The sequence below is a fragment of the Pseudomonas maioricensis genome (assembly GCF_022790535.1).
Lineage (GTDB): Bacteria > Pseudomonadota > Gammaproteobacteria > Pseudomonadales > Pseudomonadaceae > Aquipseudomonas > Aquipseudomonas maioricensis.
Genome location: NZ_LOHG01000006.1, coordinates 152449 through 164205 on the forward strand (window position 1 = coordinate 152449; position 11757 = coordinate 164205).

General features: G+C 57.0%; 12 protein-coding genes. 9 read left to right on the forward strand and 3 right to left on the reverse strand.

The genetic code is table 11. From position 1 onward, the window contains the following. Positions 1 to 171: 171 nt before the first annotated feature. The 8 genes from gap to AUC61_RS11785 all read left to right on the forward strand — a co-directional run bounded on the left by gap (position 172) and on the right by AUC61_RS11785 (position 9249). Entirely contained in the window at positions 172 to 1173 is a 1002-nt protein-coding gene (gene gap, locus AUC61_RS11750; protein WP_243246224.1) for a type I glyceraldehyde-3-phosphate dehydrogenase, read from the forward strand. 303 nt (positions 1174 to 1476) lie between these two features. Further along, complete coding sequence (locus tag AUC61_RS11755; RefSeq protein WP_243246225.1) at positions 1477 to 1995, forward strand: RNA polymerase sigma factor; 519 nt, start codon at positions 1477 to 1479, stop codon at positions 1993 to 1995. 67 nt (positions 1996 to 2062) lie between these two features. Further along, a complete protein-coding gene (locus tag AUC61_RS11760) occupies positions 2063 to 3028 on the forward strand; it encodes a FecR family protein (RefSeq protein ID WP_422765240.1) in 966 nt (321 codons plus the stop codon). Between the two features lie 122 nt (positions 3029 to 3150). Then, a complete protein-coding gene (locus AUC61_RS11765) occupies positions 3151 to 5760 on the forward strand; it encodes a TonB-dependent receptor (RefSeq protein ID WP_243246227.1) in 2610 nt (869 codons plus the stop codon). A 187-nt stretch (positions 5761 to 5947) separates the two neighbouring features. Next, positions 5948 to 6562: a biliverdin-producing heme oxygenase gene (locus tag AUC61_RS11770; protein WP_243246228.1), complete on the forward strand. Its 615-nt coding sequence runs from the start codon at positions 5948 to 5950 to the stop codon at positions 6560 to 6562. Beyond that, on the forward strand, positions 6559 to 7014 hold the full coding sequence (locus AUC61_RS11775; RefSeq protein ID WP_243246229.1) for a YbaN family protein: 456 nt from the start codon (positions 6559 to 6561) through the stop codon (positions 7012 to 7014). Before AUC61_RS11770 ends, AUC61_RS11775 begins: the two co-directional genes overlap by 4 nt. A gap of 118 nt (positions 7015 to 7132) precedes the next feature. Continuing rightward, a complete protein-coding gene (locus AUC61_RS11780) occupies positions 7133 to 7489 on the forward strand; it encodes a DUF5064 family protein (protein ID WP_243246231.1) in 357 nt (118 codons plus the stop codon). Between the two features lie 251 nt (positions 7490 to 7740). Further along, positions 7741 to 9249, forward strand: coding sequence for a sigma-54-dependent transcriptional regulator (locus AUC61_RS11785; RefSeq protein ID WP_243246234.1), 1509 nt, complete (start codon positions 7741 to 7743; stop codon positions 9247 to 9249). Between the two features lie 6 nt (positions 9250 to 9255). Here AUC61_RS11785 and AUC61_RS11790 read toward each other — a convergent pair whose 3' ends face one another. The 3 genes from AUC61_RS11790 to AUC61_RS11800 all read right to left on the reverse strand — a co-directional run bounded on the left by AUC61_RS11790 (position 9256) and on the right by AUC61_RS11800 (position 11197). Further along, on the reverse strand, positions 9256 to 9663 hold the full coding sequence (locus AUC61_RS11790; RefSeq protein WP_243246236.1) for an NUDIX hydrolase: 408 nt from the start codon (positions 9661 to 9663) through the stop codon (positions 9256 to 9258). Then, on the reverse strand, positions 9660 to 10751 hold the full coding sequence (ddlA, locus tag AUC61_RS11795; protein ID WP_243246237.1) for a D-alanine--D-alanine ligase: 1092 nt from the start codon (positions 10749 to 10751) through the stop codon (positions 9660 to 9662). Before ddlA ends, AUC61_RS11790 begins: the two co-directional genes overlap by 4 nt. Positions 10752 to 10915: 164 nt before the next feature. Next, positions 10916 to 11197 (reverse strand): type B 50S ribosomal protein L31, encoded by a 282-nt coding sequence (locus AUC61_RS11800; protein ID WP_122665407.1) that lies wholly within the window; start codon positions 11195 to 11197, stop codon positions 10916 to 10918. 193 nt (positions 11198 to 11390) lie between these two features. On the opposite strand from AUC61_RS11800, the gene AUC61_RS11805 reads away from it, so the two are divergent. Beyond that, positions 11391 to 11756, forward strand: a complete 366-nt coding sequence (locus AUC61_RS11805) for a hypothetical protein (RefSeq protein WP_243246238.1) — start codon at positions 11391 to 11393, stop codon at positions 11754 to 11756. The last annotated feature ends 1 nt before the right edge of the window (position 11757 follow it).

Genomic DNA, 11757 nt, shown 5'->3' on the forward strand with positions numbered 1-11757 from the left:
AGATATCGAGGCTATCGCCTTGGCTGTAAAAGCTTGATCTCGATCAACTGTTTTGGCCTTACAGGCTTCTCGTTGTAGATAAAACAAAATATTGCCATTAAAAAGGCTTGTTTTCTATTTCTATGCGAATAATCTTGTAATTCCAACAACAAATTCAGAAAGGACGGCTGTATGACTCTTCGTATTGCAATCAATGGTTTTGGCCGCATCGGCCGCAACGTCCTGCGAGCACTGTATACCCAAGGCTACCGCCAAGACCTGCAGGTCGTCGCCATCAATGATTTGGGCGACAGTGAGATGAATGCTCACCTGCTGCGTTTCGACACGGTTCACGGTCCTTTTTCCGGCACTGTCGAGTGTGACAGCGAGAGCCTGACGGTCAATGGTGACCGTATTGCGGTCAGCGCCATTCGCAACCCTGCCGAGTTGCCCTGGAAAGCCCAGAACATTGACGTGGTATTCGAATGCACCGGCTTGTTCACCAGCCGCGACAAAGCTGCTGCGCACCTGACTGCCGGTGCCCGCAAGGTGATTATCTCGGCCCCGGCCCAAGGTGCCGACGCGACCATCGTCTATGGCGTGAACCACGACACCCTGCGCCAGTCGCATCAAATCATTTCCAGCGCATCCTGCACGACTAACTGTCTGGCGCCGGTGGCGCAAGTGCTGCACCGTGAACTGGGTATCGAAAGTGGTTTGATGACCACTATTCACGCGTACACCAACGATCAGAATCTGATCGATGTTTATCACACCGATCCGTACCGCGCGCGGTCGGCAACCCAGTCGATGATCCCGAGCAAGACCGGTGCCGCCGAAGCAGTCGGCCTGGTCCTGCCAGAGCTGGCAGGCAAGCTGACAGGGATGGCCGTGCGCGTTCCGGTGATCAACGTGTCTCTGGTGGATCTGACCGTACAGCTGACCCGTGAAGCTTCCGCGGCTGACGTCAACGCGTTGTTGAAAGAAGCCAGTCAGCACTCGAAGGTGCTGGGATACAACACCCTGCCGCTGGTTTCTCACGACTTCAACCACAACCCGTTGTCGTCAATTTTCGATGCCAATCACACCAAAGTCAGTGGCAAGTTGCTCAAAGTTCTTGCTTGGTATGACAACGAATGGGCGTTCTCCAACCGCATGCTGGATAACTGCCTGGCGCTGCATAACGCGGAGTGAAACTCTGAGTTTGAAGAACCATCATTCCTGAGTCGGGATGCATTTCTGTAGGAGTGAGCTTGCTCGCGATAGCGTCAGCACAGCCGATATGTACATCGACTGACAGACCGAATCGCGAGCAAGCTCACTCCTACAGGTCCGGTGCTTGCTGCGCGATAGCGCTGCGTCAGAGACAAAGGGCGATCTCCCACAGGTCATCACACTGCGTTATTTTCTGCAGATCTGAACAGCAAACACCCCTTGACCAAACAAGAGGATGAGAAGCATTATCATCCGCTGCTTTTTTGGTCGAGTACTCCTCAGGTGAGTCAATCGCGTTTAAACGAAGTATTCGTCTCTCACAGACCTGTTCTGCTGCGTACGTTGCAGCGGATTGTCAGCAATCACAGCATTGCAGAAGACCTGCTTCAGGAAACTTACCTACGTGTGACGGGTGCATTGAGCAACCGGGCCATCGAGCATCTCGAGCCGTTCATTTTTCAGACCGCCCGCAACCTGGCACTGGATCATTTGCGCGCCCGGCGTGTGCGAGAACGTACGCTGGCCGAGGACGCGACGACAGCCGAGGTGGAAAACGTCAGCGCTCCGGTGACGTCGCTTGAAGACGCAACCCATGCGAGGCGACTGGTCGAAGGGCTGAGTAAAAGCCTTGCTACGCTGACAGCACGCCAACAACAGATTTTCAGTCTCAGCCGCCTGCAGGGTCTCAGCTATGTAGAAATTGCAGAGCGACTCGACGTATCGGCAAGTACCGTGCAGAAAGAGCTGAAACTGATCATGGCAATCTGCGTCGCTGTTGCCACAAGACTTGACCACCCTTGAGTCTTGCAGCAGGCTGCGGCAAATACGGCACTGGCCGACGATCTACAAGAACAATCGAGGGCTTCCCGTGAAGGATCCTGACCTCCATCGCGCGCGCACTGTCGCTGAAGAAATGCTGAGCGACAGCGTGATGGATCAAGCCTTGAGCTGGCTGATCGAACTGGACGCCAACGACGAACAGCAGCAAGCCCGTTTCCAGAGCTGGCTGGCGGCCGACCCGGCTCATCGGGAGGCGTTCAACAAAGTTCAGGCGATCTGGCACTCACAACCGGTGACCCAGGCAGCGGTAGCGCTGACCGAGATCAAACCCTCTGGCTGGCGCCGCCTACGTCCCCACTGGATACCACTGGCCACCGCCGCCATGTTGTTAATCGGATTGTTCAGCTTCAGCAATCTGGGGCTGCGCCTTCAGGCTGACCACCTGACCGTCGTCGGTGAACGCCAACGCCTGCAACTGGATGACGGCTCGAAGGTATTGCTCAACACAAACTCTGCCTTTTCCAGCAAAGCGACTGATACAAACCAGGTTGCCAAGTTGCTCCAGGGTGAGGCGTTCTTCGAAGTGCCGGCGAGCCCTGAACAGCCACTGGAGGTGCTTGCCGGGGCAGTCAGCATGCGCGCAAGCGGTAGTGCGTTCGCCGTGCGCTACCTGAATGGCATCGCGCAAATCCAGGTACAACGCGGGGCGCTGGATGTCCGCGCTACGCAGGGCAACGAAGCCGTCAAACTCGCTGGTGGTGACAGTATCCGCGTGGGTCCTGAGGGGTTCAGTCATCGGCAAAAGCTTGATCAAAACACAGACCTGGCGTGGGTTCAGGGTCGACTAGTGTTTGATAATTGTCCGTTGGGTGAGGTGCTTGCCGAACTGCGGCGCTATTACCCTGGCTGGATCGTCAACACCAACAGCAAGCTGGAAAGCGTTGCCGTGACCGGAAATTACCGCCTCGACAACCCAATGGAAGTGGTTCGCTCACTGGCACATATCACCTCTGCACAGCTGCATGAGCTGCCCGCACTGGTCATCCTCAACTAAAAAGAATTTATTTTTACTCGATAGCTATCCGTCGCGCGTCTCGTCTTAGCCAATGCAACTGATTCGTATTATCGTCAGTCGCAGAAAACTAAAAAAGACTGCACAACGGAGCCCCATCGACAATGCGTAATCCCGCCACGCCCAACGCATCCCGCACCGCCGGGCTGCAAAAGTCTGCCCTCTCGCTGTTGACCCTTGCGCTGCTATCCGCCGCTGGATGGTCCAGTGCACTGCACGCAGCCACCACCGGCGAATCCGAAGCTACAACGGCGCCGACTCGAGCTGCCGGGGTTTACGCCTTCAACATTGCGCAGCAGCCATTGGCTTCGGCACTTAACGAGTTCAGCCGCATTACGGGCTGGCAAGTGGGCGTTTCTTCAGAGCTGGCAAACAATGTCACCTCTCCGGGTGCTCAGGGTTCGCTCACACCTGCCAATGCGCTGGAGAAACTGCTGGCAGGTTCGAGCCTGAGCTACCGCGCCATGGGCAACAACAATGTGGTGCTGGAAAAGCGCAGCGCCGGGGTTGTCGCACTGGACCAGATCACGGTGAGTGCGACCCGTCAGGCACAGGATATTGCGTCCGTTCCCAGCTCGGTTTCAGTGCATGAGCGTGCAGAGCTGGATCGGCAGAACGTGAACACCATTCGTGATCTTGTGCGTTATGAACCCGGGGTTTCCGTGGGGGGCGCAGGTCAACGCTCGGGTACAACCGGCTATAACATTCGCGGCATCGACGGCAACAGGATCCTGACCCAGGTCGATGGGGTCGAAGTGCCGGACAACTATTTTTCCGGTCCGTATGCCAACACCCATCGTAATTACGTCGATCCGGAAATCGTCAAACGCGTGGAAATTCTGCGCGGTCCAGCGTCGGCGCTTTACGGTAGCAGCGCCATCGGTGGCGCTGTCAGCTATTACACCCTCGATGCCGACGACATTATCAAGGACGGCAAAGAGGTGGGGGCCCGCCTGAAAACCGGATACAGCTCAGCGGATGAAAGCTGGCTGACCTCTGGCACTTTCGCTGGTCGCCATGGCGACTTCGACGGCCTGCTGCACCTTAGCCAGCGCAACGGCCACGAGACAGAGTCCTATGGCAGCACTGGCGGTACAGGACTGGAGCGCACTGAAGCCAACCCGGAGGATGCGCGCACCACCAATATCCTGGCCAAGCTGGGCTGGAATTATGGCGAAGGTTCACGCCTGGGTCTGACCTACGAAAAGTACAAGGATGATCGCGATACCAACCAGATGAGCGCAGTCGGCGGACTGTTCACCGGCGGTGTAGGTACCGGTTTGAACTTTTACCGTGGACGCACCGGGAACGACACCATCACCCGCGAGCGATTTGGTCTGGAAAACAGCTTCGAGTTCAATAGCCTGCTGGTCGACAACGTGAAATGGAGCCTGAACTATCAGATCGCCAAGACCGATCAGACCACCCTTGAACGCTACTTCCCTGTCACCCGCGACGTGTGGCGCTCCCGGGAAACCACGTACAAGGATCGGCAGTGGATTCTGGATGCTCAACTGGACAAAGCATTCAGCATTGGCGATACCGAACATCTGCTGACCTACGGCACCACACTCAAGCAACAGAAAGTCACCGGCCTGCGAAGCGGGGGTGAAGTCTGCGCATCGACGGCGGGTTTCGGTACCTGCCGGGCGGTCGGCCAGGTATTGCCTCAAAACACACTGGCCCCATCCAGTGACTTCCCGGACCCCACTATCAGTACCTACAGCCTGTTTGCACAGGACGAAATCCGCTGGAACGACTGGACCTTACTGCCAGGCGTACGCTACGACTACACCCGTCTGGATCCGCACATCACTCAAGAGTTTCTCAACACGGTGGGTGAGGATCGGGACAGCGTCAGTGACGAGAGCCAAAAATGGCACCGGGTATCACCCAAGCTGGGCGTCACGTACGCCTTCAATGATCAATACACCTGGTATGGCCAGTATGCGGAAGGATTCCGGACCCCGAGCGCCAAGGCGCTTTACGGACGCTTCGAAAACCTGCAAAGCGGTTACACCGTCGAGCCCAATCCTGACCTGGAGCCAGAAAAGAGCAAGAGCTATGAAGCCGGATTGCGGGGCCGCTTTGACGCTGGCTCCTTCGATGTTGCGGTGTTCTACAACAAATACCGCGACTTCATCGATGAAGACCAGATTCAGCCTGGCAATGCAACCGGCGCAACCTTCCGGGCGAACAATATCGCTCACGCGACCATCAAGGGCGTTGAACTCAAAGGTCGCCTGAATCTGGATACGTTTGGAGCACCAGAAGGCCTCTTTACTCAAAGCGCCATTACCTACCTGTATGGCCGTAACAACGACAGTGGCGAGCCGCTCAACAGCATCAACCCGCTGACGGGTGTGTTCGGTCTGGGCTATGAACAGGATAACTACGGTGGGCTGCTCAGCTGGACGCTGGTCAAACGCAAGAACCGTGTGAGTGACGCTGATTTCAATGAACCAGACGGTTCATCAAGCCAGTTCAAGACTCCGGGCTTCGGTGTGCTTGATCTCAGCGGGTATTACAAGGTCACCAGTGACGTAACCGTGAATGCGGGCCTGTACAACCTCACCGACAAAAAATACTGGCTATGGGACGACGTGCGCGGCTATGACAGCGCTGGAGAAGCGGCCGTCACCGCACCGGCCAACCTTGATCGTCTGACTCAGCCCGGCCGTAACTTCAGCGTCAACGTGGTCTGGGATATCTGATTAAACAATGCCCCCACGGACTTCACGTCGTGGGACCGGCTTCAGCCGGGAAGAGGCCCTTACAGTCACGAAAAATGATTCGTCGGGTATACCGCTTTCCCGGCTAAAGCCGGTCCCACGATTTTTACGCTTCAAACGTTCGTCATTCGTCTATTCAACATCCCCTCCATTTTCCAAGGAAGACCCGATGAGCACCGAGCAGAACCGCCCTGCCCTGCGTTCCCAGCGCCTTAATCAGATCACCCATGCGCCGCATGAGCGGCTCGACAAGGCTGTAAAAGCCAATGCGCCTTTCGAAACGCTGGAAAGTTACAAACGTTTTGTCGTCGCCCAGTACCTGTTTCAGGCTGAACTGCAGGGTCTGTACAACGATCCTGAGCTGAAGCAAATTGTCCCTGACCTGCCTGCTCGTTGCCGTGCGGAGCAGGCCAAGGCTGACCTTGCAGATCTGAATACCGCAATCCCTGAAACAATCGACGGTGCCGTCAGCCAACCGGGCAAGGCTGAGGCGTTGGGCTGGCTGTTCGTGTCCGAAGGCTCGAAGCTGGGAGCGGCTTTTCTGATCAAGCGTGCCGTTGCGCTGGACCTGAGCGAAAACTTTGGTGCCCGGCATCTGGGCGAGCCTGCCGGTGGCCGTGCCGAAGGCTGGAAAAGCTTTATCAGAACCCTGGACGGCCTGAGCTTCACAGCACAGGAGGAAGCAGAAGCAGATAAAGGCGCACTCGCAGCCTTCGAGCGCTTCAATGTGCTGTTGCAGCACGCCTATGCTCACGCACCAAAAGCAGAGCTGGTTCAAGCATGAAAAAGCGCCCGGTGCTGTTAAGCTGGCCGGGCTTTCTGAACCTGCCTGTAGTGACCATGACCTCCAAACCACCCGGTTCCCGACTCTCTCGCCTGTTGTTCGGCCTCCTTGCCTATATCAGCCTCGGTATAGGCATCGCGGCTATTTTCATTCCGGGCCTGCCCACCACCGAGTTCATATTGCTGGCGGCATGGGCGGCGACCAAAAGCTCTCCGCGACTGAGCGCGTGGCTGGAAAATCATAAGTTGTTCGGGCCGATACTGAGCAATTGGCGCAACGGTCGCCGGGTGACCCGCAACGCCAAGGTTAGTGCCACCATCAGCATGCTGGTCTGTGCAGGCCTGATGCTGTACCTGATGCACGGCTGGCCGGTCTATGCCGCCATTGGTGGCATGTTACTGGGCAACCTGTGGATCTGGTCCCGACCAGAGCCAGTCAGCGACGCCTCCTGATCCACGTCATGCCCCTGTCACTCACGATGGTCTATGGTTGAGGCTCGACTGCCACTGAACGTCAATAGACTCAAAAGGGTCTACCGGTACACTCACCGAGCAATCAAGGGGCACTGACATGTTTGAACCAGGCCATTTGCATATCACCCGCGCACCGCTGCAAGCATCGGATTTCGGCTACGACATTCATATTCGCTATGAAGTCAGCGAGAACCCCGAGGAAGGCAAGTGCATGCACTTCTCCATGCAAGGCGAGGTCGCTGGCAATACGTTTGAAGATGAGTTCGAACTGCCGCGAGATCTAGCCTGCAATTTTGCCCATAACGCCAACCAGGTTGCCGTCAAACATGGCATGCCGCACATTGCCGTCCTGCCGCTGGCGATGCATGAAGAATATGATCGGATGTTCAAGGATGTACGCGACAAGCTTGGCCTTGAGTCAGGCGAGCCGGTAAAGCCGGAGCATCTGGTCTGAGATAGGGTGTTGAGACTGTTGGAGCGAGGCCTGCCCGCGAAAAACGATAATGCGGTGCATCTGCCCTGTCGCGTCGGCTGATTCACGGGCAAGCCTCGCTCCAACGGAATGCTGTGAAAAGGCGGTCCACGGTAGGCACCCATGGCCTCCCAAACAACAGTCACCTCGCCAGACTCATTCCGATTGAGCGTTCCACCCCCGCTTTTGCTGGCATAATCGCCCACCTCTTCACCCAGAACCTTTGGCGTCTCATGCGTATCCACGTCAGTTTCATCGACCGCGTCGGTATCACTCAGGAAGTCCTGGCCATTCTGGGTGGGCGTAATCTGAATCTTGATGCGGTAGAGATGGTCCCGCCCAACGTTTACATCGACGCCCCCACTCTCAGCCATCAGGTTCTTGAAGAACTCAAGGACGCGCTGTTTCGGGTTCGCGGAGTCGAAGCCATTACCGTGGTCGACATCCTTCCTGGTCAGCGCCGTCATCTGCAACTCGATGCATTGCTGGCGGCCATGACGGATCCGGTTCTGGCTCTGGACAGCGCCGGGCACGTCTTGCTGGCCAACCCCGCGTTAATCGCATTGATCGGTCGCGAACCCGCCGGTGAGCCAGTGGCTGAGCTGTTTAGCGATCCTGGTTTGCACAGCGCACTGCTGGAAAACGGTTTCCGCCTGCCGTTGCGTGAAGTCACCCTCAACGGCGAAGCGCTGCTGCTGGATGCCACGCCGATTACCGATGCCGGTGCGTTGCTCACGCTCTACCAGCCAAGCCGGATAGGTGAACGCCTGTCGGCATTGCATCACGATCACGCAGAAGGCTTCGACGCACTCTTGGGTGAATCACCCGCTATTCGCACCTTGAAAGCCCGGGCGCAACGGGTTGCTGCGCTGGATGCGCCACTCTTGATTCAGGGTGAAACCGGTACCGGCAAAGAGTTGGTGGCCCGCGCCTGCCACGCCACCAGCACGCGACACAGCGCGCCCTTTCTGGCGCTCAACTGTGCTGCGCTGCCGGAAAACCTCGCCGAGAGTGAGCTGTTCGGTTACGCCCCTGGCGCGTTCACCGGCGCGCAACGAGGTGGCAAGCCGGGCCTGATGGAACTGGCCAACCATGGCACAGTGTTTCTCGATGAGATTGGCGAGATGTCACCCTACCTGCAAGCCAAGCTGCTGCGGTTTCTCAATGACGGAAGTTTCAGGCGTGTCGGCGGCGACAAGGAAGTGAAGGTCAATGTGCGCATCCTCAGCGCCACCCATCGCAACCTTGAAAAAATGGTCAGCGAAGGCAGCTTCCGGGAAGACCTGTTCTATCGTTTGAACGTACTCAATCTGGAGGTCCCGCCACTGCGCGATCGCGGTCAGGACATTCTGCTGCTGGCGCGCTATTTCATGGAACAGGCCTGCGCGCAGATTCAGCGCCCGGTTTGCCGCCTTGCCAACAGCACTTATCCGGCACTGCTCGGCAACCGCTGGCCGGGCAATGTGCGTCAGTTACAGAACGTGATTTTCCGCGCGGCGGCCATCAGTGACAGCAACCTGGTGGACATCGGTGATCTGGATATCGCTGGCACTGCTGTTGCCGGAGACAATGAAGGCGAAGTGAGCAGCCTGGAGCAGGCCGTCGATACCTTCGAAAAATCCTTGCTGGAAAAGCTCTACGCCGACTATCCATCAACCCGGCAACTGGCGGCGCGCCTACAGACCTCGCACACCGCCATTGCCCATCGCTTGCGCAAATACGGGATTACCGGGAAAGCCTGATCACTATCAGGCTTGGGCGAGCATGCCTCGGTAAATCGGCAGAATCGTGTCCCGGGTCAGCGGTGCCAGATTCAGCTCTGGATGACTCTGGGCACTGATCCACACGACCTCCTCGATCTCGGCAGCGGGCACTACATCGGCTGTGATGCGCACTTCAAACAGCTCGCAGCGCACTTCGTGGCCCGGCTCGTTGGCAGCAGGTGCCGCGAATGAGCCGAGATAACCCGCGCTCGCAGGGTCGATACGCAGCCCCAGTTCTTCCTCTAGTTCACGCGCCAAAGCCTGCGCAGCAGACTCACCCGCGTCAATTTTGCCGCCTGGCTGCATGAATGCCTGGGTGCCCCGCTTGCGCACCAGCAATGTGCGGCCGTCATCCCCGATCAGTAACGCCGCAGCGATGTGAATCAGCTTCATGCAAATATCTCGGTCTTGAGGTGCCTGGCTTCTTCGGCGCGCTCCAGAGCCAGCTCGATCAGACGGTCAATCAGGCCTGAATAAGACAAGTGAGTGGCCTGCCACAACTTGGGGTACATGCTGATAGAGGTGAAACCGGGAATCGTGTTCACTTCATTGATGATGATGTCCCGAGCCTCGGTGACAAAGAAGTCCACCCGCGCCAGCCCCGCGCAACCGAGCACCTGATACGCGTGTAATGCAACGTTGCGGACCTCATCGCTCAACCCGGCCGTTAGCTCGGCAGGGATTGCGATACGCGCCTGATCACCGTTCAGGTACTTGGTGTCGTAGGCGTAGAACTCGTCGTTGGCAATCACTTCACCACAGACACTGACTTGCGGCTGACGGTTGCCGAGCACTGCGCATTCCACTTCGCGGCCAACGATGCCCTTTTCGATCAAAACCTTGTGATCGTATTCGAAAGCCAGTGCCAAAGCCGCGCTGTAGCTGGCCTCATCGGTCACCTTGCTGACGCCAACCGAAGAGCCCTGACTCGCAGGCTTTACAAATATTGGCAAGCCGAGTTGGGCGACTACAGAGGCATACGCCACTGACTCCCCGTGACTGACCACCACGAACGGCGCAACAGCAATGCCGGCGTCACGCAGCAGGCGCTTGGTCACGTCTTTATCCATGCACGCAGCAGAAGCAAGCACATCAGGACCGACAAAAGGAATGGCCAGCAGACGCAGGAGCCCCTGCAACGAACCGTCCTCACCGAATGCTCCGTGAATCAACGGGAACACAACGTCTATTCGCGGTAGCTCGATGCCCGACTCGACATCAACGAACTGCCCGTCAGTGCTGCCCGGCAGCAAAGACAACCGCTTACCTGAGGCACTGAGGCTGATCTTCGCCGGGTCACTGGCATTCAGCAGGTAATCGCTCTCATCGAAGTGCAGCCAGCGGCCCGACTTGTCGATGCCGATCAGCGTCAGATCGTGGGCGCTACGATCGATCGCGTTGATCACGTTCCTCGCTGACTGCAACGAGACTTCGTGTTCGCTGGATTGTCCGCCGAAGAGGATGGCGACTGATTTTTTCAAAGCGACAACTCCTGATTTTCAGGCCGCAGAGTCAAAAGCAAATTTGCCCTTTAGTCCAGTGGCGATGCGTGCAGGTGGTCGTCGAAGTCAAAGAAAAGGCAAAAAAAATCTCGCGGCGTGGAAGATCAGGTTCTGATCGTTCAGGCCGCGAGACCGGCACGGCATCATTCAGCCGCTGCAGTGTCTTTTTTTGCACCGGAGCCAAACGTGGCAAAACGCTTGTTAAAGCCCGCGATCCGGCCTTCTGTCGTCGTTTTGCGCTGTTGCCCGGTGTACATTGGGTGAGACGCGCTGGACACATCGAGCGCCACGTAAGGATAGGTTTCGCCGTCACTGTGTTTTTGCGTGCGGTCGGTGTCGACGGTCGAACCGATCAGGAAGTAAACATCAGCCGCAGTGTCGTGGAACAGCACTTGACGGTATTGAGGATGGATATCAGGTTTCATGATGCCTCCAGAGCGAGATGAGAAGATAGTTACAACATAACATATCACTCGTTTCACACCCAAATCGATTGTCGTGACTTGCATCATTCGTGAACTTGATTAGGCCGACGCTTGCCGCTAAGGTTCGCCCCGCCGTTGCAGGATCAGCGGCCCGGGACTGGCTCCTGGCGTATTGGCCGGATGGAAACAAGCCATGTCTCAACCAGATCACTACCAAATCTCCCTCCATGCCTATAGCCGCCTGATCGAAGCAAGGGATTCACTGCGCCTGCTCGACGGCTACGTCAACAAGACTGACGTGCTGTGTAATCCATCCATGCTGGTCGGTTATGTGTCGATGCTGCAAAGCGCGCTGCAGGAAGTGATCGCAGCAAGTACGCCCTCAGAACCCCGCGAAGCGTTCATGCATAAAGCCGATGAGCTGGGCTTTGTTGCGCTCAACCCTAAAGAGCGGACGTTGATCGAGCACCTGCGCTGGACAAGCCTCGAAGGACGCGAAGATGTCTACGAAATGGCCGGACGAATCCGCCAAATCAAGCCATGGGTGCTAGAGGACTGAA